This window comes from Bacillus sp. EB600, from assembly GCF_024494385.1.
Lineage (GTDB): Bacteria > Bacillota > Bacilli > Bacillales > Cytobacillaceae > JAEVLT01.
Map to the genome: position 1 here is coordinate 136,753 of NZ_JAEVLT010000001.1, position 26,678 is coordinate 163,430.

Annotated in this window: 33 protein-coding genes, 4 tRNA genes and 1 pseudogene; 16 read left to right on the forward strand and 22 right to left on the reverse strand. The window is 37.7% G+C overall.

Annotated elements, in window-relative coordinates:
• Positions 1 to 17 precede the first annotated feature (17 nt).
• Genes JN080_RS00700 through JN080_RS00710 form a run of 3 tightly spaced genes read right to left on the reverse strand, consistent with a single transcriptional unit; the run spans position 18 to position 3,566 of the window.
• Positions 18 to 1,883, reverse strand: coding sequence for a PTS fructose transporter subunit IIABC (locus JN080_RS00700; RefSeq protein ID WP_256234341.1), 1,866 nt, complete (start codon positions 1,881 to 1,883; stop codon positions 18 to 20).
• Between the two features lie 19 nt (positions 1,884 to 1,902).
• Positions 1,903 to 2,817, reverse strand: coding sequence for a 1-phosphofructokinase (gene pfkB, locus JN080_RS00705; RefSeq protein WP_256233956.1), 915 nt, complete (start codon positions 2,815 to 2,817; stop codon positions 1,903 to 1,905).
• Positions 2,814 to 3,566: a DeoR/GlpR family DNA-binding transcription regulator gene (locus tag JN080_RS00710; RefSeq protein WP_256233957.1), complete on the reverse strand. Its 753-nt coding sequence runs from the start codon at positions 3,564 to 3,566 to the stop codon at positions 2,814 to 2,816. Before JN080_RS00710 ends, pfkB begins: the two co-directional genes overlap by 4 nt.
• Before the next feature lie 295 nt (positions 3,567 to 3,861).
• Here JN080_RS00710 and JN080_RS00715 point away from each other — a divergent pair.
• The 5 genes from JN080_RS00715 (at position 3,862) to JN080_RS00735 (ending at position 4,678) form a co-directional block, all read left to right on the forward strand.
• Positions 3,862 to 3,945, forward strand: a tRNA-Leu gene (locus tag JN080_RS00715).
• A gap of 45 nt (positions 3,946 to 3,990) precedes the next feature.
• Positions 3,991 to 4,064 (forward strand) — tRNA-Pro (locus JN080_RS00720).
• A gap of 12 nt (positions 4,065 to 4,076) precedes the next feature.
• Positions 4,077 to 4,150: transfer RNA gene (locus tag JN080_RS00725), tRNA-Gly, on the forward strand.
• Positions 4,151 to 4,153: 3 nt separating this feature from the next.
• Positions 4,154 to 4,245, forward strand: a tRNA-Ser gene (locus JN080_RS00730).
• Positions 4,246 to 4,393: 148 nt separating this feature from the next.
• Positions 4,394 to 4,678: a DUF6509 family protein gene (locus JN080_RS00735; RefSeq protein WP_256233958.1), complete on the forward strand. Its 285-nt coding sequence runs from the start codon at positions 4,394 to 4,396 to the stop codon at positions 4,676 to 4,678.
• Between the two features lie 89 nt (positions 4,679 to 4,767).
• Here JN080_RS00735 and JN080_RS00740 read toward each other — a convergent pair whose 3' ends face one another.
• On the reverse strand, positions 4,768 to 4,980 hold the full coding sequence (locus tag JN080_RS00740; RefSeq protein ID WP_375141570.1) for a cold-inducible protein YdjO-related protein: 213 nt from the start codon (positions 4,978 to 4,980) through the stop codon (positions 4,768 to 4,770).
• A 441-nt stretch (positions 4,981 to 5,421) separates the two neighbouring features.
• Positions 5,422 to 6,252, reverse strand: a complete 831-nt coding sequence (gene ku / locus JN080_RS00745) for a non-homologous end joining protein Ku (RefSeq protein ID WP_256233960.1) — start codon at positions 6,250 to 6,252, stop codon at positions 5,422 to 5,424.
• Positions 6,253 to 6,388: 136 nt separating this feature from the next.
• Here ku and JN080_RS00750 point away from each other — a divergent pair, with 136 nt between their 5' ends.
• Positions 6,389 to 8,227 (forward strand): DNA ligase D, encoded by a 1,839-nt coding sequence (locus tag JN080_RS00750; RefSeq protein WP_256233961.1) that lies wholly within the window; start codon positions 6,389 to 6,391, stop codon positions 8,225 to 8,227.
• Between the two features lie 13 nt (positions 8,228 to 8,240).
• On the opposite strand, the gene dapF is transcribed toward JN080_RS00750, so the two are convergent.
• The 4 genes and pseudogenes from dapF to JN080_RS00770 all read right to left on the reverse strand — a co-directional run bounded on the left by dapF (position 8,241) and on the right by JN080_RS00770 (position 11,778).
• A complete protein-coding gene (dapF, locus tag JN080_RS00755; protein WP_256233962.1) occupies positions 8,241 to 9,230 on the reverse strand; it encodes a diaminopimelate epimerase in 990 nt (329 codons plus the stop codon).
• Positions 9,231 to 9,388: 158 nt separating this feature from the next.
• Positions 9,389 to 10,177 (reverse strand): hypothetical protein, encoded by a 789-nt coding sequence (locus JN080_RS00760; RefSeq protein WP_256233963.1) that lies wholly within the window; start codon positions 10,175 to 10,177, stop codon positions 9,389 to 9,391.
• A gap of 100 nt (positions 10,178 to 10,277) precedes the next feature.
• Positions 10,278 to 11,150: pseudogene (locus JN080_RS00765) on the reverse strand (patatin-like phospholipase family protein).
• Between the two features lie 304 nt (positions 11,151 to 11,454).
• A complete protein-coding gene (locus JN080_RS00770; protein WP_256233964.1) occupies positions 11,455 to 11,778 on the reverse strand; it encodes a DUF4870 domain-containing protein in 324 nt (107 codons plus the stop codon).
• A gap of 160 nt (positions 11,779 to 11,938) precedes the next feature.
• On the opposite strand from JN080_RS00770, the gene JN080_RS00775 reads away from it, so the two are divergent.
• Entirely contained in the window at positions 11,939 to 13,063 is a 1,125-nt protein-coding gene (locus JN080_RS00775; protein ID WP_256233965.1) for an amidohydrolase, read from the forward strand.
• Between the two features lie 314 nt (positions 13,064 to 13,377).
• Positions 13,378 to 13,935 carry a GNAT family N-acetyltransferase gene (locus JN080_RS00780; protein WP_256233967.1) on the forward strand — a complete coding sequence of 186 codons (558 nt, stop codon included), beginning with the start codon at positions 13,378 to 13,380 and terminating at the stop codon, positions 13,933 to 13,935.
• Positions 13,936 to 13,990: 55 nt separating this feature from the next.
• On the opposite strand, the gene JN080_RS00785 is transcribed toward JN080_RS00780, so the two are convergent.
• Both JN080_RS00785 and JN080_RS00790 read right to left on the reverse strand, forming a co-directional pair.
• The gene (locus tag JN080_RS00785) at positions 13,991 to 14,149 is read right to left on the reverse strand and encodes a hypothetical protein (protein WP_256233968.1); all 159 of its coding nucleotides are present in this window, start codon (positions 14,147 to 14,149) and stop codon (positions 13,991 to 13,993) included.
• Positions 14,150 to 14,290: 141 nt separating this feature from the next.
• Positions 14,291 to 15,070: an SDR family oxidoreductase gene (locus tag JN080_RS00790; protein ID WP_256233969.1), complete on the reverse strand. Its 780-nt coding sequence runs from the start codon at positions 15,068 to 15,070 to the stop codon at positions 14,291 to 14,293.
• A 280-nt stretch (positions 15,071 to 15,350) separates the two neighbouring features.
• Here JN080_RS00790 and JN080_RS00795 point away from each other — a divergent pair, with 280 nt between their 5' ends.
• From JN080_RS00795 to JN080_RS00815, 5 genes are all read left to right on the forward strand, one after another.
• Entirely contained in the window at positions 15,351 to 15,593 is a 243-nt protein-coding gene (locus JN080_RS00795) for a spore germination protein (RefSeq protein WP_256233970.1), read from the forward strand.
• 16 nt (positions 15,594 to 15,609) lie between these two features.
• Complete coding sequence (locus tag JN080_RS00800) at positions 15,610 to 15,852, forward strand: spore germination protein (protein ID WP_256233972.1); 243 nt, start codon at positions 15,610 to 15,612, stop codon at positions 15,850 to 15,852.
• A 24-nt stretch (positions 15,853 to 15,876) separates the two neighbouring features.
• Positions 15,877 to 16,350, forward strand: a complete 474-nt coding sequence (locus JN080_RS00805) for an Hsp20/alpha crystallin family protein (protein WP_256233973.1) — start codon at positions 15,877 to 15,879, stop codon at positions 16,348 to 16,350.
• A gap of 79 nt (positions 16,351 to 16,429) precedes the next feature.
• Positions 16,430 to 16,903, forward strand: coding sequence for an Hsp20/alpha crystallin family protein (locus tag JN080_RS00810; RefSeq protein ID WP_256233974.1), 474 nt, complete (start codon positions 16,430 to 16,432; stop codon positions 16,901 to 16,903).
• 9 nt (positions 16,904 to 16,912) lie between these two features.
• Positions 16,913 to 17,308 carry a hypothetical protein gene (locus JN080_RS00815; protein ID WP_256233975.1) on the forward strand — a complete coding sequence of 132 codons (396 nt, stop codon included), beginning with the start codon at positions 16,913 to 16,915 and terminating at the stop codon, positions 17,306 to 17,308.
• A gap of 45 nt (positions 17,309 to 17,353) precedes the next feature.
• On the opposite strand, the gene JN080_RS00820 is transcribed toward JN080_RS00815, so the two are convergent.
• Entirely contained in the window at positions 17,354 to 17,797 is a 444-nt protein-coding gene (locus JN080_RS00820) for a FixH family protein (protein WP_256233976.1), read from the reverse strand.
• Positions 17,798 to 17,993: 196 nt separating this feature from the next.
• On the opposite strand from JN080_RS00820, the gene JN080_RS00825 reads away from it, so the two are divergent.
• Entirely contained in the window at positions 17,994 to 18,242 is a 249-nt protein-coding gene (locus tag JN080_RS00825) for a DNA alkylation repair protein (protein WP_256233977.1), read from the forward strand.
• Positions 18,243 to 18,249: 7 nt separating this feature from the next.
• On the opposite strand, the gene JN080_RS00830 is transcribed toward JN080_RS00825, so the two are convergent.
• The 6 genes from JN080_RS00830 to deoD form a co-directional block, all read right to left on the reverse strand.
• Entirely contained in the window at positions 18,250 to 19,119 is an 870-nt protein-coding gene (locus JN080_RS00830; protein ID WP_256233978.1) for a hypothetical protein, read from the reverse strand.
• A 94-nt stretch (positions 19,120 to 19,213) separates the two neighbouring features.
• Complete coding sequence (locus tag JN080_RS00835; protein WP_256233979.1) at positions 19,214 to 20,134, reverse strand: CobW family GTP-binding protein; 921 nt, start codon at positions 20,132 to 20,134, stop codon at positions 19,214 to 19,216.
• 1 nt (position 20,135) lies between these two features.
• Complete coding sequence (locus tag JN080_RS00840) at positions 20,136 to 20,525, reverse strand: hypothetical protein (protein ID WP_256233980.1); 390 nt, start codon at positions 20,523 to 20,525, stop codon at positions 20,136 to 20,138.
• A 291-nt stretch (positions 20,526 to 20,816) separates the two neighbouring features.
• A complete protein-coding gene (locus JN080_RS00845) occupies positions 20,817 to 22,310 on the reverse strand; it encodes a lmo1851 family serine protease (RefSeq protein WP_256233981.1) in 1,494 nt (497 codons plus the stop codon).
• 187 nt (positions 22,311 to 22,497) lie between these two features.
• Positions 22,498 to 23,289, reverse strand: coding sequence for a M15 family metallopeptidase (locus JN080_RS00850; protein WP_256233982.1), 792 nt, complete (start codon positions 23,287 to 23,289; stop codon positions 22,498 to 22,500).
• Positions 23,290 to 23,471: 182 nt separating this feature from the next.
• Positions 23,472 to 24,176, reverse strand: a complete 705-nt coding sequence (deoD, locus tag JN080_RS00855; protein WP_256233983.1) for a purine-nucleoside phosphorylase — start codon at positions 24,174 to 24,176, stop codon at positions 23,472 to 23,474.
• Between the two features lie 174 nt (positions 24,177 to 24,350).
• Here deoD and JN080_RS00860 point away from each other — a divergent pair, with 174 nt between their 5' ends.
• Complete coding sequence (locus JN080_RS00860; RefSeq protein ID WP_256233984.1) at positions 24,351 to 24,488, forward strand: hypothetical protein; 138 nt, start codon at positions 24,351 to 24,353, stop codon at positions 24,486 to 24,488.
• A gap of 214 nt (positions 24,489 to 24,702) precedes the next feature.
• Here the strand turns inward: JN080_RS00860 and JN080_RS00865 are convergent, their stop codons facing one another.
• The gene (locus JN080_RS00865) at positions 24,703 to 24,876 is read right to left on the reverse strand and encodes a YozD family protein (protein WP_256233985.1); all 174 of its coding nucleotides are present in this window, start codon (positions 24,874 to 24,876) and stop codon (positions 24,703 to 24,705) included.
• Positions 24,877 to 25,040: 164 nt separating this feature from the next.
• On the opposite strand from JN080_RS00865, the gene JN080_RS00870 reads away from it, so the two are divergent.
• Positions 25,041 to 25,208: a hypothetical protein gene (locus tag JN080_RS00870; RefSeq protein ID WP_256233986.1), complete on the forward strand. Its 168-nt coding sequence runs from the start codon at positions 25,041 to 25,043 to the stop codon at positions 25,206 to 25,208.
• Between the two features lie 2 nt (positions 25,209 to 25,210).
• Here the strand turns inward: JN080_RS00870 and JN080_RS00875 are convergent, their stop codons facing one another.
• The 3 genes from JN080_RS00875 to JN080_RS00885 form a co-directional block, all read right to left on the reverse strand.
• Positions 25,211 to 25,906 carry a hypothetical protein gene (locus JN080_RS00875; protein WP_256233987.1) on the reverse strand — a complete coding sequence of 232 codons (696 nt, stop codon included), beginning with the start codon at positions 25,904 to 25,906 and terminating at the stop codon, positions 25,211 to 25,213.
• Between the two features lie 128 nt (positions 25,907 to 26,034).
• Entirely contained in the window at positions 26,035 to 26,259 is a 225-nt protein-coding gene (locus JN080_RS00880; RefSeq protein WP_256234342.1) for a YozE family protein, read from the reverse strand.
• Between the two features lie 137 nt (positions 26,260 to 26,396).
• Positions 26,397 to 26,675, reverse strand: a complete 279-nt coding sequence (locus tag JN080_RS00885) for a YokU family protein (RefSeq protein WP_256233988.1) — start codon at positions 26,673 to 26,675, stop codon at positions 26,397 to 26,399.
• Positions 26,676 to 26,678: the final 3 nt, after the last annotated feature.

The window sequence follows — 26,678 nt, forward strand, 5'->3', positions numbered from 1 at the left end:
TACATGCTGGTCATAGTTTAACTTTTAATCGGTTTTTTTAAAGATCCGAGTAACAAGGCTGCGACAATCGAGCCAATTAAAATGGATAGTGCATACTGAAGCACACCATGTTCAACAAGTGGTACAACAAAGATTCCACCATGTGGTGCCCGAAGCCCAATCCCAAATGCCATAGACATTGCCCCTGCTACTGCAGAACCAATCATTACTGAAGGAATTACACGAAGCGGGTCGGCTGCTGCAAATGGAATTGCACCCTCGGTAATAAAGGACAGCCCCATCACGAAGCAAGCTTTTCCAGCATCCTGATCTTCTTTTGAAAATTTCTTTTTAAATATTGTCGTTGCAATGGCAATCCCCAGTGGGGGAACCATTCCTGCGGCCATGATTGCTGCCATTGGCTGATAAACTCCGCTTGCAAGTAATCCTGTCCCAAACACATAGGCAGCCTTGTTAATCGGACCACCCATATCAAATGACATCATCATCCCTAAGATAATGCCAAGCAGAATAGCATTCCCTGTTCCGAGACCTGATAATAAATGAGTAATCTCCTTGTTCAACAGCATAACCGGTTTATCAATTGCATACTGCATAATTAATCCTGTAATTGCTATACCAAAAAGAGGGTACAATAAAATACTTTTAATTCCTTCCAACGATCGTGGCAGTCCGGCAAATACCTTTTTTAAAAGTAAAACTATATAACCGGCGAGGAAACCGGCAATCATCCCGCCAAGGAAACCTGCACCGCTGCTGGCGGCCATCATTCCACCCACCATACCAGGAGCAAATCCTGGTCGATCCGCAATACTTAGCGCAATAAAGCCGGCAAGAACGGGAACAATTAACGCGAATGCGTTTCCACCGCCAATTGTCTTTAGAACAGCCGCTATCGGATTATAGGTTGGATCTCCTGGTGTAGCAGAATTGTACCCAAACATAAAGCTAATCGCGATTAAAATACCACCACCTACAACAAATGGGAGCATGTTGGAAACACCATTCATAAGATGCTTATAAAAGCCATTCCGTTGTGCTTTTTGCTGTCCATGCCTCTCGTCCACCTCAGCATTACCTTGGTAAACCGGAGCATCCTGTTTCACTGCTCTTTCAATCAATTCCTGCGGATGGCGAATTCCCTCTGCGACAGCTGCTTGAATCACATGCTTTCCTTTGAAGCGTTCCATTTCTACATTAATGTCTGCCGCAATAATGACAGCGACAGCGTTATCAATTTCTTCAGCTGTAAGAACATTTTTAGCTCCGCCCGAACCGTTCGTTTCAACTTTAATGCTGACACCCATTTCAGCCGCCTTTGCTTTTAAGGAGTCTGCAGCCATATACGTATGAGCAATTCCAGTTGGGCAACCCGTTACAGCAACAACCGCATTCTGCTTGTCCGAAACATCCTGCTCTTCTTCATCCTCTTGATCATAACTATCGATAATGCTTATTACTTCATCTACAGAACGAGCGTTTAACAATTTTTTGCCTACTTCCCCGTTCATCAACATCCCTGAAAGACGAGCAAGAGCTTCCAAATGGGTGTTATTCGCTCCTTCAGGTGCGGCAATCATAAAAAACAAGTGCGCTGGCTGGCCATCTAACGACTGAAAATCGACCCCAGAAGCCGATTTACCAAAGGCAATCGCCGCTTCTTTAACTGCCGTTACTTTCGCATGAGGAATCGCGATTCCTTCGCCAATACCCGTTGTGCTTTGCTCCTCACGTTTTAAGATCGCTGCTTTAAATTCTGCTTTATTCGTAATTTTCCCAGCCTTATATAAAATTCCAACCAATTGGTCTATGGCTGTTTCTTTTTGATTTCCTTCAATATCAAGAAGAATTGTCTTCTTCGTTAATAATTCTGTAATTTTCATAATTCTCATTCTCTCCCCCTTATGCAAATTCTTTGATATGTACCTGTGAAAGAAGGTCCACAACTTTCCCGTTTGTACATAAGCCTAGTGAAAATGCGGTTGCACTCCCAGAAGCAACACTGAACTGAAAAGCCTTCTTTATGTCCTTCGTTTTTTGGTACTCTGCTAAAAATCCTGCCACCATAGAGTCCCCTGCTCCAACAGAGTTTTTTACGGTTCCCTTTGGCACCTCAGCGATTAACGACATTTCTTTATTTACGAACACAGCACCATCACCTGCAAGCGAAACGATAACATTTTTCACCCCCATTTCAAGGAGTCTTTTGCCAAATGGGACAACTTCCTCACAATTTGAAATGGTTGTCGAAAATAATTCTCCAAGTTCGTGATGATTTGGTTTAATTAAAAATGGTTGATAGGGTAAGACATTTTTTAGTAATTCGCCTTCTGCATCAGCAACAAACTCAACATCATTTTCTCTGCAAATTTTCACCAATTCCTCATAGGTCGTCTGTGGTAACGACGAAGGAATACTTCCCGACAATACAAGAAGATCATCTTTGGTTAATTCCTGAATTTTTGCTTTTAGAGCTTGAAACTGTTTTTGCGTTATTTTTGGACCCTGGGCATTAATTTCAGTTTCCTGGCTCGTCTTTAGCTTTATATTGATTCTGGAGTCCTCTTGTACTTTGACAAAATCAGTTCCAATCTTTTCATTTTGAAGATATTCATCAATATATTTACCAGTAAATCCCCCATAGAAGCCGAGGGCTTTACTCGTTATACCAAGTTCTTTTAAGACTCTTGAAACATTAATTCCCTTTCCACCTGGGAATTTTGCTTCTTTTTTTGTCCGGTTTAATTCTCCTAACTGAAAGTCCTCTAGTTCAACGATGTAATCAACTGAAGGGTTAAGGGTTAATGTGTAAATCATGCTGTCACGACCTTTATTGTTGTTTTGTCCATATACAAATTCTTTGTATCTTCATCTAATTCATTGGTTAAAATAACAGCTTCTTTTATATCAGCAATTTTTGCAAAAGCAATTTCTGAGAATTTTGATTCATCCGCTAAGACATATGCCTCTGTAGATAGCGAAATCGCTTTTTGTTTTACAGCAGCCTCTTCTTGGTCTGGAGTTGTTAATCCAAAAACAGGATGAATACCATTCACACCAATGAAGCATTTATCAAATCGATAAAGTTCTAGGCTTGCAACTGCTGCCCTGCCAATGATGGCATTTGTCGTTTGCTTAACAAATCCGCCAATTAAATAGGTGGTTATTCCCTTATCTAATAACGGACTTACATGCATAAATCCGTTCGTTACAACCACTATATTCTTGTTTGGGAGGTACTCGATGATTTCTCTAACCGTCGATCCTGCATCAAGATACACACAGTCTCCCTCCTCAACCAAACTTGCTGCATACCGAGCAATCTGCTGTTTTTCATGAAGGTTTTTGGATGATTTTTCAACCATACTTGGTTCTTTTAATTTCCCCTGCAGCCGAGAAGCACCGCCATGAATCCTTTTTAAAAATTTCCCTGCCTCTAATTGGGATAAATCACGGCGGATTGTTGATTCTGATGTATTTGTAAGTTCTACTAATTCCTGAATTTTTACGATATCTCTTTCCTTTAAAAGCTGTAAAATTACTTGATGACGTTCTGGAGTTAACAAGTTATCACCACCTGAATAATTTGATCTGTCTTCACTTTAACTGAAACCGATTGCAAAATCAAACATTTTCTTTCAAAAACGTTCAATATTTGATTGTTTTTGAACGTTTTTTTAATATTTCTAATCAAGTGAATTAAAATAATATATTGAAATAATATATTGAAATAACTATTCCAAAAGAATTTTTTGAGTGATTCATAAAAAATTTCAATTGATTTTGCGTTTATTTTTAATTTCATAGTGAAATTTTTATAAATATATGTTATATTAATAAAGTCGTTAAAAACTTCATCTTGCGGATGTGGCGGAATCGGCAGACGCGCTAGATTCAGGTTCTAGTGAGAGCAATCTCGTATGGGTTCAAGTCCCTTCATCCGCATAGCTTGTAAACCATCAACTGGATTGATTTCCAAGCAATTCCCAACGGGAAATAGCTCAGCTTGGTAGAGCACCACGTTCGGGACGTGGGGGTCGCAGGTTCAAATCCTGTTTTCCCGACTTACTATACATGCGGGTGTGGTTTAATGGTAGAATTTCAGCTTCCCAAGCTGACGGCGGGGGTTCGATTCCCCTCACCCGCTCCATCCGGAGAAGTACCCAAGTGGTTATAAGGGGGCGCACTCGAAATGCGTTAGGGCGGGTAACCGTCGCGTGAGTTCGAATCTCACCTTCTCCGCCATACATACTTGATCTTGCCAGGATAAAAGTGCCGGTTAACGGCGCTTTTTTTATGTTTTATCAACGCTTACGACAGCTTTGCGGTGTGGAGTTAAATTGCGGTAAAATAGTATAATAAGAAAAACGAAGTTATAGAAGAGGATGATTAAATGAATATTTCAGGCCATACAGTTGAGAAATTGGAAGATCCATTCGGCTTGCTGACAGGTGACCGGTATGAATTTTTTCTTGATTTAGATGTCGACGAAGAAGATGAGCTTTATTCTGAAAAAGGAGTAGGTTTAAAAGTCATTTATGTCATTGATGACAATGGTTCTAAGCTTTCTCATTATCACTTTTTTGAAAAAGGCAGTGAAAAAGTTCTTGACTTTGCCCTTGAAGAGGATGAGGAAGAGTTAGTTAAAGAATATTGTGCACAGAATATTATCGAGTAAAAACATGGGTTGTCTCGGGTTAATTCAGTTAAATGACGAGCAAAAAAGGGATAAATCAACGATTTATCCCTTTTTTCATTATTAATAACTTACATAAAATTTTTACTGTGGTTAGGAACTACCTGTAATTGTCTTGTCGTAAGGGTCATTTCACTTTTACAAATGGGACAAAGGGGAATGTCGCTACTCTTGAAGTTATCTCGAATCCAGCATTTGCAATTGTCTGAACTACATACCCATATTTTAGTTTCTTCCAGTTTGACTTCCTCTTCATTTCTTCTGCCAAATGCCAATTTGGTCACCCCCAAGTAAAATACACTTCAAAATAAAAAATCGCACCTACACCTGTGAGGTAAACATCGCCCACAAAACCGCGCAGTTACGACTACTTCATCCTTAACAAGTTAACAAACTTAAAAGTGTACTTGAATTATACTCTATTCTTAGTTTAATGTCAATAAGATTAATACTACCAAAAATTTTTGTGCTTCTCAAGAAATAATTTAAAAAACTTTCACAAAACTATTGCTTAGATCATATTTTTCACAATTAAAGATTTTTTCGTTGTTCATAATAGCGAAACAAAATGATACAAATCGTGAACCAGTCTCCTCCTACTGTAAACCTCCGACAAGTCAAAGCACCATAAAAAAATGTGCTTGGCATTATTGTGCAAAAAAAGAACCGTTTTCAAGAAGCGGCTCTTTAAAATGTCTAGACGTTCCTTAATTCGGTTCGTTAGCTTAAGCTTGTTTTTTGACTTTTGTGGCGACTTTCTTTCTAGTGGCCACCGTTTTTTTCGGCTTTGTCCGATCGATAGAAGCCTGTAAGGCTGCCATTAAATCGGTAACATTTGTGGCTGCTTCCCTCGCGGCTGGTACGACTGTTTCTTTCCCCATCCGTTTTGACTCAATAAGGGCAAGGAGAGCGTTGCGGTATTCATCTGTATATTTCTCCGGTTGGAAATCAGTTGTTAATTGGTCAATTAATAATATTGCTGTATCCAATTCTTTTTCTGTTACCTTATCATCGGCTGGAACGTTCGGCACTTCCCCTACATCTCTTACCTCATCAGGGTAATGGATCGTTTCCATTATCAATGTATTTCTATAGATCCGGATAACCGCAAGCTGCTCCTTTGAACGGATGACAATTTTAGCGATCCCGACCTTTTGTGATTCCTCCAAGGCTTTACGAAGCAAGGCATATGCCTTTCCCCCGCCCTCATGCGGTGACATATAATAGCTTTTATCAAAATAAATGGGGTCAATTTGATCCATCTTTACAAAATCAATGATTTCAACTGCTTTTTCTTCATTTTCTTTCCTTAGTTTTTCAAGATCCTCTTCATCAAGAATAACAAATTTACCTTTTGTATATTCGTACGCCTTAATTATATCTTCATTTTTCACTTCTTCTTCACAATGCGGGCATACTTTTTCATATTTAATGGGCGAATGACATTTTTTATGGAGGGTACGGAGTTTTATGTCCTTGTCTTCTGTAGCGGCATGAAGCTTTATTGGTATATTAACTAGCCCAAAGCTGATGCTACCTTTCCACATCGTATGCATAAAAGGTGTCTCCATTCTAGGTTATTTTTTTTAGTTTGCCTCATAAGAAAAACAGCATTCCTTAAAAGATTTGGAAAAGGATGAACTATGTAAGTATTAAGCAAAATACAACTAAAAAGAAAGGAGCACAATGATTATGAAACCAATGCTTCCAAGCCTGACCTTTGATCGTCCTGAGCACCCTGACTGGCTTTATGAGGTAAAGTACGATGGCTTTCGTGCCATTTTAGATTGGAAACACCCTGCCATCCGTCTAACAAGCAGGAACGAAAAAACATTATTGGCTCAATTTCCTGAAATAGAAGAATTCCTGGTTCAATTTGAAGAACAGTTTCGTCCGTTTTTACCGCTGCGTCTAGATGGTGAGCTTGTCTCCCTTACTAATCCCTATAAAGGGAATTTTTCTACGCTGCAAGTCCGTGGACGTTTACGTTCCGAAAAAAAAATCCACGAACAAGCAAACCACTCACCCTGCAGATTGATGGTCTTCGATGTGCTCATGCTATCCGGGACAAATCTTCAATCTGCTCCTTTTCTTGAACGAAAGGAACAACTTATCAATATGTTCCAACAAATAGGACTTAACTTAGATCCAGATCCCGCTAACCGCCAACTACTTCAAATCGTTAAAGCATACCCCCGTTTTAGTGATATATGGGAAAAGGTTGTTTTATATGATGGAGAAGGTATTGTAGCCAAACATAAAAATAGCCTTTGGGAAGAAGGCAAGCGTTCTACCCAGTGGTTAAAATATAAGAATTGGAAATATGTCAGCTGTTTTATTACCGCCTTTGATAAAACGAATGGATATTTCTCACTTGGAGTGTATCAGGATAAAAAAATACAGGCTATTGGCCAGGTACTATTTGGATTAAAGCCCGATGAGAAACAGGTATTACAACAAATTGTCAAGCAAAATAATATCGGTGAGGATACACGCTTTATTTTTGTGGAGCCCGCAATCTGTCTTGAAGTTAAATATTTGGAGCTTTACGAAAATGAGCTGCGTGAACCGCATTTTGATCGCTTTCGCCTTGATTTAAAGCCATATGATTGCACGTTTGACCGGTTTATTTCTCAGAAGCAGAATTTGCCGGAAAGTGTAGAAATTACACATCCCGATAAACCGCTATGGGATCAATTAAGGATTAAGAAATCGGACTATATCCATTATCTACGGGAAGTATCACCCTATATGCTGCCGTTTTTAAAAAATCGTTTATTAACTGTAATTCGTTTTCCGCATGGAATGCTCGGTGAACCTTTTTATCAGAAAAACTGTCCCGATTATGCACCAGAGTTTGTCAATAGCCATTCTGATGATGGTATCGATTATATTGTTTGCAATAATCTAAATACACTTATCTGGCTTGGTAATCAACTTGCAATCGAATTTCATATTCCTTTCCAAACGATCGACAATAATGGTCCAAGTGAAATCGTACTTGATTTAGACCCGCCATCTCGAGAGGATTTTCACCTAGCTATAAAGGCCGCTCTGAATATCAAAGATGTGCTTGAACAATTACAGCTAATCAGTTTTGTCAAAACATCGGGCAATAAAGGGATACAGGTATATATCCCCCTGCCAGATCATGAATACACCTATGAGGATACCCGATTATTTACGAACTTTATTGCTAATTATCTTGTCTCACATGATCCTGATTCATTTACGATTGAAAGGTTGAAAAAAAACCGTGGACACAGATTGTATGTTGATTATGTACAGCATAGCGAGGGGAAGACAATCGTTGCTCCTTATTCAATGAGGGGAAATGAACATGCAGGAGTGGCCACACCATTGTTCTGGGATGAAGTTAATGTCAAGCTGGATGTGAAATCATTTACAATGCAAACGGCATTAACCCGAATTAAAAACAGGGTAGACCCATTTAAAAATTACTTTCAGACAAAACAAATTCAGCCATTTAAACCTGTTCTCGAATTTTTGAAACAAACAAAAAAAGGATAAGGAAATTCTCCCCTTATCCTCTCAATTCAGCATTTAAAAATTTTTGTGCATCCGCCTGTAATTTTTCATATATCTGTTGTTCAGGGAATTCATTTTTAGAGGCAATTGAAAATGATTCATGATCTAGGTCTACATCAATATCAGCTTTGTAAAGATAGGTTGCATTGCCGATTAGGTCAATCGAAAAGCTGCCGTCGATTTTATGGACTACACATTGAACTTTTCCGCCGTTATTGTAAACGTTAATGACACTATCAAATTTGTTTAACTCATTTAAACAGGTAACCAGCGAGGAAGCGGACATTGCTGTACCACAGGCATTTGTAAAGCCAACACCTCGTTCAAACGTGTTAACATAAATTGTACCCTGATTGATTGATTTAACAAAACTAACATTTACACCATCCGGAAACAACTCATTTGGTCCATTTACCTTTTCACTAATTTGCTTTTGGATATTTGTTTGTAATTGATCAGCTTCAACCAATGCAATAAGGTGAGGATTTGGTACAGCCAAGGCTGTAAAGCTTAATTGGTTCGATAATGCTTCGATTTGTTCATTTATTAGTGTTTCCTTATTCAACAATAATGGCAGATCTGTTAACTGAAATGATACCGGTGATATTTGAACTTGATAAGTGGCTACCTCCGGATATAAATCTGGTTGCTCGCTTACCTTTAAATCGGCTCTCATCGTTTCAACAACAGCCTCATTTAGATGAAACATTTCACTAATATATCTTGCGACAAGCCTAAGTCCGTTTCCACACATCGAGGCTTCAGAACCATCCGCATTAAAAACCCGCATTCTCCCTTTTGCGTTTTTATGTTCGCTCTTCATCACGAAAAGGATTCCATCAGCACCGAGTTCTGTATTTCGATTACATAATAAAACCGCAAGTTTGGCCCGTTCCTCTTCTGAAAAAGAATAAGGATTGGATATTTCATCAATTAGCAGAAAGTCATTTCCTGAACCATGACCTTTAATTAGATTAATTTGCACGAGACTGTCCTCCGATAAAAAAGAATAGTGATTCGTTATCATTCTATCAAACGTTCTAAATTAAATAAACCTAAAGCATTCGGTCCCTTGAGATAGTTTGATAATTACCTTATTTTGATACCCTTCGTTTATATATTCGTTAAGCACAAAATGGTAGTTCATCTTTCTATAAAAAATTCATTGATTAAAAATGACATTTGCAGGAGTCTATCCTTGTCCGATAAACTAGCTGCGAGCGAGAGGACTGGTGTGTTCGGCTCAGGGAAATAGCTGCTCCATTCTATTGGCATCCACCCCCGCCTCAGCCTGGCTACTTGCCGATTATTTGAATCTACAACCTGTTCATCCATATAAAACGAAGCCCCTTCTACTGCAGCAATAAATCTCCCTTCTGAATTTAAAAGCTCTTTCTTGCTTTTTTTTATGTGGGCAAGCCTTGTATTTTCAAAGCAACCTATATATTCTTTATCCTTATCATACACTTCAATTTTTAGTTTGCTTTTTCCATGTACTACATAGGAACAGACCAGCTCTTGATCAACATCATAGAGAGCAAAGACTGTGGAAGAGATCCCCAAGCCCCTGCCGTTTTCTCGATATTTTTTTATCGCACCTACTAGATAGCCATCTGGGGTAAAAATCATGAGACTTGGTGATAGTGTATTATAAAACAAAAGCAGCAAATGCTCTGAAGCAAATATTGAATGGGTAACATGCTTTGAATCAATCAATTTTTTTCTAATTATCAACGCTTGTTTGACCCCTCTTAGATAGAGTTGAAAATTAATAATGCTATAAAGTAGAAAAGGGATCACTAAAAGCATGATCTGCTTGGTTTGAAAAAATGCAAAATTTCCTCCGATAATTGCTATTGCAGGAATTAATGCCGCAATACTGCCATTTAAACTGATTCTTGCAACATTCCGATAATATTCATCAATTTTCATTCTGCAATCTCCTTATCGATTTCTCATATATTAGTCTATTGTTTATTAGCTCGAAAAATGATAGAAGTTTGTTTTAAAAAAGAAGATACAAAAAAAGAGACTACTCGGCCTCTTTTTCAGCTTGCTTTATCCAATTTTGAATTTTTCCCCGGGAGGTTTTTGCATCTTCATAGCCTTGGCGATAAAGAGCTTCAAGCTTATGAGGATTACGCTCCATCCGACCTACCCTGAGAGGTTCGGTTGGGCGAATAATGAATAGATTGCCGTTTTTTTCTTCATTTTCCAGATAGGCAATGGTTTCATTATAAACAATGTAACGCTTTCTTAAAGCTGTTTGCAGACCCATATAATCGGGATATTTTCGATCGACAAAAAAGTGAAACTTAGATGGCTTTTTCACATAGCCTTCATTTCTGGTTAAAATAACAATATTTTTCCTAAAGCCGTCGGCCTGCGCTTTTTTGATTGGAATAGGATCACTTATTCCGCCATCAAGCAACGTTCTACCTTTATATCGTACCTCTGGTGCAACAAAAGGCAACGAACTTGACGCTCTTAAAACAGTTAAGAGCTCCTTTTCATAATCCTGTTTTTTAAAATAAACAGGCTCCCCGGTATGGCAATCTGTCGTACCGACCACCAATTCACTGGGACTATTATAGAAAACATCATAATGGTAGGGAACATATTGATTAGGAATCTCATCAAAAATAAAATCCATGCCAAAAAATTACCGGTTTCTTAGGTAATTTTTCCATGAAAGATAGCGCGAATCAGAAGCATAATCAATGGTTACGGTTTTGTTTCTTCCTTTTTGCTTTGAAAGATAGGATGCTGCATTACATGCACCCGCCGATACACCAATGACATATGGAAAAAAAACCTCCTGTTCTAAAAAGTATTCAAGGACCCCTCCAGTATATACAGAGCGCATTCCCCCACCTTCTAAAACTAAACCGACTTGATTAAACAACGGACCCTCTTCCTCTCTTACAGCATCTGGCATACTGTCTATTTGTCATTATAATCCATTTACTTTTTAATGGAAAATAAAACGATTTACTAGTTCGCAAGTTCCTTTTTTCTGAATATAATAATACTAGATGCCAGCAGGCAAATGATGCATGCAGCAGACAGAATACTTGCTGGTAAAGTGTATTTTAAAATGAACCCAAATCCATTTGAAATTCCGCCACATCTCTAAACATTGTTTGATTAATAGTTCAAAAAAACCTCGAAAACTATTCTGCCGAGGTTATCCTACTTGAGAGAATATATTATTTAATTAATCGAAAAATCCACGGAATTCTATACTCCGTTCCCTCATAAGCTTTAATAGCAGCAATAATTGTAAAGACCACGATTAAAATACCGATCAGCCACAAGCCAATAAATCCAATGAGGATCAAGGTTAAAATTCCACTCATAACTGTATACATGAAATAAGAAATCATGAAATTAAAATATTCTTTCCCATGAAAATCAATGAACGATGATTCTTCCCTCTTTACTAGCCAAATCACAAGCGGTCCTAATATAGGCGCAAAGAAACTGATCACATAAATGGCAGCAGCAAGTAATCTTTCTTCATTTTTTGGCATCCTTCTCTCCCCCCAAAAATTAAAAAGAAATAAACTCCTACAATACTATTTACGCTAGTACACCAAAAAGGTTTCTTATTTCCAAAAATTTATTAACAGTATTGATTTGCATCATTTTTTACAAAATAAAAATAAACCTACTTTAAAAGAAGGGTTCCCTATGACGAAAATACTTTTAAAAAACGCCACCGTTTTTCCGATTACTTCAGACCCCTTCCCTAACGGGGATGTTTTAATCGATAATGGGAAAATCATGAAGGTTGGAAAGTATATCGCAACCGAGACAAATGTAAAAATGATTGATTGCGGCCAGCTTTTCCTTTTTCCAGGCTTTATCGATGTTCATACCCATATGGGACTTTATGATGAAGGAACAGGCTGGGCAGGAAATGATGCAAATGAAACAGCGGAGGCACTGACACCACACATTCGCGCTATTGACGGGGCCTATCCCTTTGACCCGGCCTTTTCTGATGCAGTCAAGAGCGGAATTACGACCGTTCATATTATGCCGGGGAGTGCAAATGTCATTGGCGGCACAACTTCCGTTATCAAAACAACCGGAAAAAACATTAAAAAAATGATTGTTCGTGAAATTGCCGGGTTAAAAATTGCTTTAGGAGAAAATCCAAAGAGAATTCATAGTCACGGAAATAATGATTCGATTACCAGAATGGGAATAATGGGGATGCTGCGTGAAGCGTTCTATAGTGCCCTCCAGACTGATCCGAATGATATCCGAAATATCCCGCTTATTTTGGCATTAAAAAGAGAAATACCCGTACGAATTCATGCCCACCGTGCTGATGATATCATTACTGCTGTCCGGTTCGCGGAGGAATTTAATCTTGATTTACGAATTGAACATTGTACGGAGGGACATTTAATTGCCAGTGAGCTGGCTGGCTTAGGATTGAAGGTTTCCGTTGGTCCTACTCTTACAAGAAGATCAAAGGTTGAATTAAAAAACAAAACGTGGAACACATACAAGGAGTTATCAAGCCATGGTGTCGAAGTATCCATTACAACCGACCATCCCTACACACCGATCCAATATTTAAATATTTGTGCTGGCATTGCTGTCCGAGAAGGCCTCCCTGAGCAAAAAGCTCTAGAAGGAATCACGATCAATCCTGCTAAGAACTTAAAAGTTGATCAAAAGCTTGGAAGTATTGAGGAGGGTAAAGAGGCAGATTTAGTTCTCTGGACCCACCATCCATTTCATTATCTAGCAAAACCAAAATGGACAATGATTGGCGGAGAAATTGTTTTTTCACAATCATAAAAAAACCTTAAAACATTGTAGAAATTTGCTAAATAAATTTACAAAAAATCAATCAAAATCCTATTTCATTTTTAGATGATTTCTTGTATTATACTATAAGAAGATTAGGAACCAACGTTTACGGAGGTAACAAGTTTTATTATTCAAGGAAAATTTTATAGGGAAGGCAAATGGTGCGCCACCAGTTTTCTGGTTCTAGTGGGTTCGATTCCCACCCCGAAATTTTTTAGCATCTAAATAAAAAATTTCGAGGGTGAACCGCTCCTGTAGTTTTAGATCTAGGAACCGGAATGCCCTAATTGGAGGGATTATTCATGTTGAAAAAACGTGATCTTCAAGATAGTCACGCTTTATTCGCATTCATTACGCACCCGGATGTCTTCCCTTTTGTGCGCCATAAAGCAACTTCTTACGATGAATTCTTATTTATTTCAAAACAAACGATTGAAGCGGAAGAGCGCGGTGAATTAATTTCACGAACTATTATTGATGAATGGGGTGCCCCCATTGGAACGATTAATTTGTATGATATTGAAAATAATGCTGGATTCCTAGGGACTTGGCTAGGGAAACCCTATCACGGAAAAGGTTATAACAGCCCGGCCAAGGAGGCTTTTTTTCGAGAGGTATTTTATGAAAGTGGAATTGAGACCATTTATATGCGAATCCGAAAAGTAAACCTTCGATCAATAAAAGCTGCTGAAAAACTCCCCTATGTCATGAAAGTAAATGACACAAGAAAAGCTCTTTATGACCAATTAAATGCTGCTGAAGATGTTTATGACCTCTATGAAATTTCCAAGGATCAATATACATTACATTTTATGCGGACAGGCGCTGATGAACAGTCCGATTCGGAATTATTGGCTTGATCCATCACACAAAAAGACTAAGTCGATATTCGGCTTAGTCTTTTTTTCATATTCATTAATCCGTTAAGTCAGTTTCAATCGTTTCATTCACTTCACTAATTCCCATTTGGAGCAAAAATTCTTCTAGTTCCTCGTTCGTCAATGTTTCAAAACGACCATCATGGAAAAAAACTTGGGTCTGATTTGGATTGATTCGATTTAAATTAAAACTCATTTATTTTGCTCCTTTCATTGATGAATTTTTTTTATTATCTACAATTGGAGCAATTTTCATTCAACAGGTTTAAATCACTATAAAATGGGTAATATTTAGAAAGGCGTCAGTGCCCGCTTCTCACGTTTCTTTCTTGACTAACTACATTTTTAAAGCCTTTCCTAGTACATCCATTCCTCCTGTTACAGGGATGATGCTGCCCGTTATGAAACTGGAGTTTTCATCAATCAAAAACGCAATAACTCTTGCTATATCCTCCCCAGTTCCCGGCCTTCCTACTGGCGCTTGGCTCGCGCTGCTTAAAAAGGATTGAGTATCCATAATACTTTTATCCTTCCATTCATCGATAATATCGCCTGGACAGACCATATTAGCCGTAATCCCATTTTCAACTTCCTCCAATGCAATCGTTCTAGTAAGCGAAGCCAATCCCGTTTTTGCTGCTGCAAACGCAGAACGATAGATCCATCCCGGGGCTGTCTCCACTCGGTCGAAACCCAAAGTAATAATTCTCCCCCACTTTTGTGTTCTCATTATCGGAATCACATACTTTGATAAATAAAAAACGGCATTTAAATTTCCATTAATTAAATTTGCCCATTCTTCAAAAGTATAGTCTGTCATTTTTTTCCGTTCGTGGATGTATGGTCCTGCATTATGAACAAGGACATCGATTGTCGAGAAAGCAGAAAGAGCCTGAGCAACCACTCGCTCGCAGTCATTTTGATTTCCCATATCACCTTGGATACAAATATTTTTCGATCCAAAGTGGACGGATAGTTGTTTTGCTAAGGAAACAGCTTCTGATTCACTAGTACGATAGTTAATGGCAAGCTGGTATCCCTTACTTGCTAGATAATATACTGTTTTTTTCCCAATCCCGGTAGCTCCCCCTGTGATCAAAGCGATTTTTCCCATCACAAAACATACCTCACATATCTTATTTTGATCAAACATTTTCATTAAAACGACTATCCCATCAAAGCAAATCGCTTTCGCCTTTATATCTAACTATATGGTAAATAGAAACAAATATATATGCAAATATTTCGCAATCATCAGAAAAAAACTTAACAATCCATCAACCATAAGTTTTAATAACGAATGGGCTGACCATTGCATAGGATGTTGTAAGGTTAAGAAAGCAGGCTTGCTCCTGTGTATTACAGTTGGAGCTTATCAATGAAAAGGAAGTGGCAGGATGCAGACTGTAATCAATATTTTTTCCTTAAAAATTAACAGCGTTTCGAACAATGGGTCGGTTAACATCGGGGAGGCACTCCATAATGCCCATACAGCCAATTCAAAATCCCAAGGTCAAAATGCATCCTATGGAGATTTTGCCCCGCCAACTGCCGCAATGGAAAATGTATTTATTGATCCGGACCTAAATGATATGGGCGATATCGCAAATCCGGCAAACGTCCTTTCAAACCAAATGTAGAAAGGACTGACAATCAATGCCTTTTCAAATAAATATTTTTAACATAAAAACCAATGCCATAAACAATAACGCAAATATTTCTTTAGGGCCTGCAGTCCACAACAGTCACACAGCAAACACTAAATGGGTTGGAACGAACATGGCCTTTGGGGACCTGTCTCCAACCGGCTCCGTTTCAGGAAATGGGGTCGTGGACACTGATATTAGCGACCAAGATCAAATTGCAAACCCTTCTGGACCTGTTTCAAACCAATTTTAATTCTTTCCGAAAGGATGATTCACATTGTTCCCATGGAATCTATTCCCTTTTAATAAAGATACGAAAAATGCGCTTCAAAATATGAAACCTGATCAAATCGATAAATACGTTCAGGATATCATAGAAAAATTAATGCCAGCAAACATGCGAGGAATGATGAATCCTCAAGACCTTATGAGCAGCTTTCAAACACCTATGGGGGATCAGCAGCAAACAGCAAGCCCATTAAATTCAAATGCATATGAAACGCATGATTTCGTTTTTGTCCGTATCCCGCTGAAAAATGAGGAATGGGTAAAGCAAATTAGGATCTATCATACCTCGAACCAATTGATTGTAGAGGGAATACCAGATCATGAGGATAAACATACCATCACACTTCCTGCCATTGTCAAAAAGAAAGGCGCCGTAGCCACTTACAAAGATGGAATCCTCGAAATAAGAATTCCCAAAAATGTTGATATGCAGTTTTCACAAGTTGACGTAACAGAAATTTAATTATCTTCATTTTTTTTTTGCATTTTTTCTTTTTCAGGAAATATGATTGATTAATGAATCATCTTATGGTGGTGGGTTTATGGAAATGGATAAATTGAAAAAATGGCTGGATATGGCCCAGCAATATCAAGCAGAAAGCTTTTGGAAACAAATCTTCGACGAAAAAAATGCAAATCCTTCCTCGGCACCATTAACAAACCCGTTTCCAAAAGTCCAGGAGTATTTCCCAAAATGTGATTTATATGAGGCTGACGGAAGGTTAGTAGTTGAAATAGAAATTCCCGGATTAAACAAAGAAAATGTCCATGTCTCGCTCAATCAGCAAATTTTGACAATAACAGGTGAATTTAAATCTCTTGAACCCAAACGCAAATATTTTCTAAAGGAAAGAGTAAATCGAAGGTTTAAAAAAGAACTAACGCTTCCATTTCCAGTCCAGCTAACGAACAGCAGCAGCGAGCTCTGCAATGGAGTGTTGGCAATCTATCTCCCGCTCAATCAAGAAGAAATTGAAGATATCCCAATTTTATTTGATAAGCAAACTCCCGAATAGAGGGATCCTATGGGATTGTTGTTTCGCTTGTTCAGAAGGAATGAACCATCCGGCAAACAGCTAGCAGAATTGGAGAAAAAAATCTCTGTCTTAGAAAATCAGCTTAAGCAAATTATCATAATTGATAAGGAAACGTTAAAAGAAATCCTTGAAAAGAATAATTCACCACAAACAGAAGAACCGGCCACCATACAAATTGATCATCTCCAGGTTGATAAAATTATTATTGAAAAATTAGATTATGCAAATAACTTTGGCCAGCTTGGAATAAAGGAATTGAGCGGAAAACTTTCTATTGGAACGAGTTATGAGGGTGATTTTGCAAAAGAAATTTCCGAGAAAATCAATGAAAAACTCGGACATCAAGCAAAAGTGAATTTTCGTTCTAAGATGGAAAATAAATGATAGAAAAAGGCAGTTGGGACTGCCTTTTTCTAATCTAATACTGAATTATTTCATACCTTCCATTGAACTATTTGTTTTGGAATCCTCCTTCTCACTAGGTTGACCTATTACAAACTCTTTTTTCGGCATATTATGCATTCCCCGTGCCGTTACATGAGAGAAAATATAATAGGTTCCCTCTTTCTGAAACGTCTTTGTAAGGCTGTATATCCCCTTGTCTGCCTTCTTTATTTGAACCTTTTCATGATTTGGATCCTTCGACCGCCAAATTTCAAAGGTTACTTCATCCGCATCGTTAACTGCTTCTTTTCCTTGCGTTACCTTTGCTTTAAATGTTACTGGCTGGTTGACTTCACCTTTTTCAGGAGATATCGATAAATCTACATTCAGCATTTCAGGCACTTGATCTTGTTTCGCTTTTTGATTACCACAAGAAGCTAAAAAAACCAAACATACAACAGATAATAAAACCAATCGTAACACTTTCATTTTATTTCCCCTCATTTAATTCTACCATTTGCATGATGTGAAATTGGATAAGTATTCATTAGTAAAAAACTGGAGTCTTTGTAGGTACCAATCAAAAACATCACCCCACTTTTCATTGTTTCTACCTAAATTGTTACATATTTCCTTACTAAATTGCAAAAAATATTTATTAACACTAATTAAAAAGGAGAAACCAATGTCAACTCCATACAGATGTCCAAATTGTAAAACAAATAAGAGTCGTTTTAATCTAATTGAACAGGTTGTCCATTCTGTGAAAAAAGACCCGAATACCGGTGCCATTATCCAAGAATATACAGAATCGGAACTAGAACCTTTTCATCTTCCTTATAATGGTCCTGAGTACAAAATTCAGTGCGCTACCTGTGGTTTAATCGAGGATGAAAGAATGTTTATAAAATTTGGAGAGCACCCCATTAAATAAAATGCTTTTATAAGAAAACCTCTATCGTTTTGAGAATAGAGGTTTTTTTAACTTGGATGGGGATGTTATTTTCCTTAAAAAAATGGATAGTGTCTATCTTCCATGGCTGATATTGAGAAAATCGCACTAAATGAATTTCCCCCCTAAATGTGTGCCGGCCAATCTTTTTCAAATACCAATCAATTTCAATTGGAATATCAACACTAATCTCGTTTGTTAAATCCTCAGCAGGTAGCATCGGCAGCCGTGAAATGGATACATTTTCAATTTGGACTAGTGAAGATTTCCACTTTAATTCTTGGAGAGACGATTGGGAAATAACAGCTGCATCTTGCTGCTTTAATCCTGCTACATAGGCATTGATGACGTCATATGGATTTGCCTTTCCTAAGTATTCCTCCAGCCTTCCTGCCGCTTTATAAATCATCAGCATGTGAGCTAAATCCATCGAATTGGTTCGATGGGTGGTACTTCCATAAAAATGGATGCAGAAGTGACCCGGAAAGTTATTTTTAAGTGCCCCTCCTCCATGCGGCATTCCATGCATAGAGGCAGCGACCCATTGATCTTTATATATAATGATAATTGCCCGACGTTTCCAACTCCATTTTCCACCGTATATATTTTTCATTATTTTGGTATCTTTTGCTGTCAATGGCTGTACATCAGCATGATGGCTTCCAGCCCGCCTTTGGACGCGAAATTGTTTTCCTGTTACAACATCCATTACAGTGAATTTTGTATACTTTGGCAACAAATTATTCACTTCTTCCCATGGAAGCATTTCCACTTGGAAACTAATTTGATTAGCCGCATTCACCTCTTTTACTCCTTGAGAGAGAACAATTAACAAAAAGAAAACAACCACTTTTTTCATTAAGAACCCCCATTTTCAACTAACTAGCTATTTAAAGCGTTACCTGAAGATGAGTTTATCATTCATAAAAAAACGATCCTTTTTGGATCGAACATTATCTTTCGAGTGAGGTTAATTGACTTTCAATCCCTCTCCAATCAACATCCTCACCAATAAAAATTAAATTCAATGGCATATTCATGTACTCTTTCATGTATATTGGCATACCATAAGAAAATTGGAATAATGTCGGGTACTCATATTGATCAAACTTAAGATAGCCTTTAATTCGATAAATTGTATCAGGTAAATTTTTTAAAAATACCTCAAACTGCGATTGACCGATTGAAGAATGAAATTGGTATACAAAGCTAGTCAAGTTTAGGTGCCTGTGCTTGTTTTGGTTAGGATTTTCCACTGAATGATTTGTTGTAATAGTGAGGCTACTTAACTTTTCAATTGATACCTTTGAATATTTTGTTAGCAGACAAGGAGCCTTCGTGTTAAGAGATTGAATTTCAAAGATTATTTTTGACTGATTATCTGGGGTTAACTCATCACTTTTGTTAATTAAAATAAAATCGGCGTGACGAACTTGCTCAAGTAGAAGCTGTTGAAGCTGAGGATTCAACAAATTTCGATCCAACCATCTTAAACCGTCAACAGTTGTAATTATTCCCTTCATAATTAGCTGGTCCGCAAATAGCGGGGATAAAATGGCATCTAGGACTTCAACCGGATGTGCTGCACCAGTTGTTTCAATATAAATGACTTCAGGTTTTTCACTCATTAGTAGCCCTTGAAGCTGCCCCTCAAGCATTCCCTGAAGTGAGCAGCAAATACATCCGCCTAATAGCTCCTTTAATGTCACATCTTCTTCGACTTCGTTTGAGTCAATGGAAACCTTACCCAACTCATTCATAATTACAGCTACTTTTCTTCCCAGGCGCCGTTCATGTTCAAGCAAATGCTTTAAGAGAGTGGTTTTTCCGCTCCCTAAAAAACCCGATAAAATAAAAACTTCTGTTTTTTCCATCTCATTCCCCTTCTTTGTCAGACAGCATTTCTTTCACTATTGATGACACCATGTCCTCCAATTGCAACGTGCTCCGTCGTGTCAAATAGCCAATCTTTTGAAACCACTCACCTTTGCATTTCCAGATTGGGATATAGGCATTTGGATAATATTCTTCATCCTGCTCGATGCCAACTTCAATAAACGATTCATAATCAATCTCTAGTATTTCTGAATCCGTAGTAGGTTTTCCCTTTTTCATTCGAATCAGCTCAATCACAAGCTGTTGATCCAATCGTTTAAATTCCGACTGATATTTTTGTTCGAGCGCCAGGCAAATAGCTACACATTTTTTCTCTAACTCAATTATTTTTTGCTTTTGCTCATCGTTCACTTGTATGATTTGCTTCAAAATATCACCTCGGCAATTCAATTCAACTTGCTTGTTCATTTTATCTAATTTTTAGCTAGCACACAAACCATTGAACTTTCCTGAAGCATAAAATCATAAAAAAGCCTGATCAATGTAAAAGTGATCAGGCTTTTTTACAAGAAAATATAAAACTTTTAACGTAGATAACTGTCTAGCTTCGACGCACAGGACGTGCTAGTGCCGATGTTGCCGCCAGGACGGCGGCGCTTTTAGTCGGCCAGCGCCCAGCGACTAGTGTACTTCGCTTAACGGGTGCTTCCGCTTTTCTTTTTATTTCATTTTATCTTTTAGAACTTCAATAGCCTTTTGCAGTTGTGTATCATTTTGTTGGATTTTTTCCCGTAAAAGTTCCATTAATTTTACTGTAGAATCACCTTTTAGAACTCCATCTGCAGGTAAGCCCTGCGCTTTTTGAAAAGCCATTACCGCATTTTGAGTCTTGTCATCATAGAATCCGTCTTCCCTTCCAGGATCGTATCCGACTGCTTTCAGCATTGTTTGCGCCGTTTTTACATTTGTTGATGCACTAGAAAGCTTCAGCTCTTTATCAGGATCAATAATTGGAAGTGATGCGTAATCAGGCAGAGCGACAGGATAATCTGGCTTAATTCCTTTTTTATGAATCCAATTTCCATCAGGCGTTAACCATTTCGCTATCGTAAATTTTAAGTTAGAACCATCTGGAAAATCCTGGGCCGTTTGTACAGTCCCTTTACCAAAAGATTTTTCACCAACGAGCGGTACTCCGGCAGATTCTTTGACAGCAGCAGAAAGAATTTCCGATGCACTTGCACTTCCGCTGTCGATCAAGACAACTAATGGCATCGTGTGGGTTCCTTTATTTTGGGAAGTATATTCCTTTATTTTTCCATTTCGATCTTCAACCTTAAATAGTACTTTTCCTTTAGGGACAAAAAGGCTGGAAATGTTAATCGCTTGATCTAATAATCCACCCGGATTTTGCCGCAAATCTAATACTAGACCTTTCATCCCCTGTTTTTGTAAATCATTTAACGTTTTAACAAGTTCCTTTGAAGTATTGCTCGAAAAGCTGGTGACTTGGACTTTGGCAATTCCATCACCGACCATTTCTCCATATACCGTTTCAATTGGGATTTGGTCACGTACTACTGATACATTAACCGGTGCTTCAGTACCTGGCCGCTGAATTGTCAAATTGACCTTCGTTCCCTTTTTCCCTCTTATTAAAGCTACTGCCTGCGTCGAGTTCATTCCCTGCAAGCTCTTTCCATTTACAGTAAGGATGACATCATGTGGCTTTAGCCCTGCTTTTTCAGCGGGCGATCCCTTGATTGGAGATACAATAACAATATGGGTATCCTTTTCTTGAATTTCCGCACCAATCCCTTCAAAGGATGAAGAAATACTGCTGTGGAAGCTTTTCGCTTCTGTATTACTCATATAATCAGAGTATGGATCACCAAGCGCTTGGACCATACCGTTGATCGCACCATTAATTAATTTCTTTTGGTCTACCTTCTGGTAATAGCCACTTTGTAATGTATCATACGTTGTATAGAGCTTATTAAACTCTGCCCTATCTGCTCCTACTGTTGCTACCTTATCTTTGCCAAAAGCAAGCGCAAATGTTGTAATTCCTGCCGATAGAAATACAACCAAAAATAAGAGCATAATAAATTGAAATTTTTTCATGCGTATAAAGCCTGATTTGTTTTCTACGTTTGTCTGTTCTTGTTTTTCTTGTCCTACTTTTTGTTCATCCAAAGCCTTCACCACTTTCATTAACCAACTGTCATAAATAAAACTCTTAATGATTAGAATAACATCTTTTTTTAAAAAATAACAAAGAAAAGTTATTAAAATAAACATAACCTTGTTACTAATAATTTACAAAAAAAAAAAGAGGCGCTGCCTCTCCTTTTTAAAAGCTATATATTTACTTAAAATTTGTGGGTTTCTCATTTTATCATTAAATCTTTTTAACTTCATCAAAATATTCTTCAAGTGTCCATTTGTGATTGTAGATCGTTGTTGCAGCTTCTACACCTACATAACGAAAATGCCATGGCTCATACTCATAATGAGTAAGTCCTTCTTTTCCTTTTGGATAACGAAGAATAAAGCCAAAGCGATGGGCATTTTTTTCTAACCATTTTCCTTCTCTTGTTCTCGCGAAGCCCTCTGTTAAATGAAAATCAGTAGATTTACTACCAATGTCCATTGCTAAGCCGGTCTGATGTTCGCTAGTGCCGGGAAGGGCAACTGCTTGTACCGCTTTTTCTTCCCCTACATGATTAACTTCTGCATTGAATAGAGATTTTTGCCTGCTATATGAGCGGTACCCTGAAACAGCAACTAGCTCAATTTTTGAATTTTTAGCTTCGGTAAACATTCTTTCAAGACCCACTGCCGCTTCTTTTCTCATATACGCTTTTTCTAAGCTTAAATTACCAAAAGAAAATTCAACATTAGGCTGCACCAGATCATTAGGAATATAATTCTCGGGCAAAAAGTAATGTTTATTTACTAATTCCAAAACGTTTGTCGGGTTTTGGATCACTTTCCTGCCATTAACAACCCTAATATTATTAAAATACTCTGCTTTCAGACTAAGAGAATCCAGGCTGCTTTTTTGTTGTCCATTTTCGGTTGTTTTCTGCTCACTATCTGCCTTTCCTAAGAAAGGAGCCTTATCCAAATTACTGCATCCGGCAATGAATAAAGCACACCCCATAATTAAGATGCCATTTTTTAACTTCATTGAATTCACCTATTTTTTTTGTTTTACCTATGCACTATACCTATTTTATCACTAAAGGTCAAGGTGCTTTCTATTCCATTTTATAATAGAAAAAGCTGAACACCTCCTAAACCCATTAATTAGAAAAATATGATTTTTCCAAACATCGAGTTTACAAGCGTCCAGCTTTTTTTATTACAACTTTAATCCGTTGTGGAGGCTTCTAACGCTACCTCAATCATTTCGTTAAAGGTTACCTGTCTTTCCTCTGCTGTTGTTTCTTCGCCTGTTAAAATGTGATCACTAACCGTTAACACAGATAAGGCCTGGCATCCAAACTTTGCCGCTATTGTATAAAGTGCGGCTGTCTCCATCTCAATAGCCAGAATTTGATATTGTGCCCATTTTTCATGGTCGGCGTTATCATTATAAAACTGATCTGCTGTAAAAACATTCCCGACTCTTAGCTGTAAACCTTTCTCCATACCTGCGTCATAGGCTTTTTTTAATAAATCAAAATTTGCAGCAGGTGCATAATCTATGCCTCCAAACGTTAACCGGTTCATTTGCGAATCTGTTGACGCAGTCATCGCAAGAATTACATCACGGACTTTTACATCCTTTTGGATCGCACCGCAGGTACCAACGCGAATAAGCTTTTGCACATTGTAGCTTTGCATAAGTTCATTTATATAGATTGAAATAGAGGGAACCCCCATCCCTGTTCCTTGGACAGACACCCTTTTCCCTTTATAGGTACCTGTATAACCAAACATGTTTCGGACTTCATTGTAGCATTTCGCATTTTCTAAAAAAGTTTCGGCAATATATTTGGCACGAAGCGGGTCTCCAGGTAATAATACTGTCTCGGCAATTTCATTTTCTTTTGCTGCTATATGTATACTCAAAAAAATCCCTCCAGTATAAATGTCAATCTAAAAACGGCGATACCATTGTCAATATAACATAACAGGAATCCAAAGAAAATGATTCAAAGGCTCATATGATTTTTCTAATGTGGGAAAATAAGATTAGATTTTCTTAACGGAAAATCCACAACAAAAAAATAGGGGGAAATAAACATGGGCAAAAAACATCGTAATCGGATTAATTCGCCAAAGAAAAATAACCATATCCCTGCTGAACAAATCGTTGCTGAACATGAAGCACATGCGAAAGAGGTTACCGCAACCGGAGGACGCAAACGGAATTACCATTAGACCCCGGAGCAAATACTGCAACAATATGATAAATTGAATTGAAAACAGCTAAGAAAAACCTGGGAGAATTCTTTTCCCCAGGTTTCATTTTTGTATAAAGTTAACTAGTAAAAAGCCGGGCAGCAGCTGCACGACCTTCGTACCTTATCGAAACATGTTCCGGAATTCTCCCACTCAACTGTTTATTAGCAATGAGATCTTCGGTTCTCATAATTTAATCTTCTTCAATTTCTTCATCAATAATGCTTTTTTCCACTAGGTATTCAAAGGTAACATCAGCGATTTCCTCTAACTCCTCTTCTGAGGGAACGTATCCCCTTTTTACAAGCTCATGAAAGAAAAATTCGGCAATTTCTTCTGTATCAATAAATACTTCAACTTCTTTCACAGCATCGCCCCCTTTTTAGAGAATGTATGATGAATAGGCTTTTTTCATGCTAGTTAATTTTCTTTTCACTTATAAATGAAATTTCAGCTGCAGGTAGGGTCTTTTTCAATTTGGACAAGCATAGAATGCTACATACCAAAAATCATTCTTATGAGGTGATACAAATGTCAACGATTCAAACCTTACTTGCAGCGTTTATCGAAGATGTAAACAATGAGGATGGACGTTTTTTACAGTTGTGCGAGAACATAACCAGCTTTTTATTTTTTCTGATTAAATGGGGATGCATTCCGTTTATTCTCTATGTCTTATTTGCATTTTTCATGCATTAATCTTAGACATGGCTTTTGCCATCATTATTTGTTATACTTGCTAATTTTCTTAATACTACCCTCATCACCTGATAGTATTCTTGATCATGAAACATTTCGTACAGAATGCGATAATCATTATAAATATCAAGTAAACTGTCGATTAATTCTTTCTGCTCCTTTTTTCGTTCCATCTCTTCAACTTCCGCTTTTCTTAAGATATTTTGTAATTTTGGCAATTTTATCGGGCTTTGTTGTTTATTGATTAAGTAGAGGAGACCTAGTTTCTGGATAAACGTCTCGGCACTTTCTGCATCCGCCACAAGCGTTAGTTCTTCTTCGCTTGCCTCTAACCATTCCCCGTCCCTTACTCTTGAAAGCTCATAAACAATATCCTCCCAAGCGTCTTCCTTGTAGCGCCATATTTCTGTTCTAAACCCAACCACTTTAAATAAATCCGAACCATACCCACTTACTTGAACTAAATCCCCAAAAAAGAATTTATACTCAATATCAATTTGTTCTTGTTCTACAATTTTTCCTTTGTATTCTGAAAGCAATTGTAATCCGGACTCTACATAGAGACCTTCACTATTATTCACCTCATAAAGATTCTTACCGTCCAACCACTTTACATCTGTTATTTTTCCAACAGTACCATACATCGCAATCACGACTGTATCACCGATCTTAAATTTCGGTTTTTTTCTTTTCTCCATCGTCCTCCGTCCTCTCAATGATCCGTCGTGAAAATGTTTACCCTATTATATGCGGATACAAATTGATCGCTTACAACATTAGCAAAGAAAAAATCGCCCTTCTGTAAAAAAGGGCGATTTTACCTCACTTATTCATTTTTTTCCGAAAGCAGGTACTGCTCCCATGCTTCATCAAATATCGTCATACTATCCATATATTGACCGTTTAATTCTAAATAGGAGCTAATCTCATGATAATCTTCAGAAGTTTTTGGAAAGCTGTGATCATGATAGGCATTATTGGCAAAAACACTAATCGAATCTTTTGGTTCTGGATGTCTATATTTCATTAGAAAATGGTAGAAGGATTTTATCATACGAAAACGCCTTTCTTTGCTAAATCTTTCAAAAAATATTTTAGAACCACTATAACGAATCTGTGGGTATTCGTCTAGTCTTTCGCTGATAATTTTAAAAGGGAGTCAGTATACATGATTCGCTGACTTTTCTATTAAAAATCAAAGTAATTTCTTTTAAGCAGCCTTGGCATTACCATCAGTTCCTCATAACGAATCGTTTTGCCAATCTTTTTCGTATCTACTAAAAACAGTTGATCTTCAATGTTTTTCACAATCTCATCTGATTGGTAATAGATATTACAATTGTTGCAGACAACCGTTGGGGTTTCGGTAATTTCTATCGCTCTAGTGCCATCCGGCAATTCCCAAAAGGCACTCTCCTTGCGAAATTCAACCTTTTCACTCTCACACCATTCACAAATAACCTTCATATT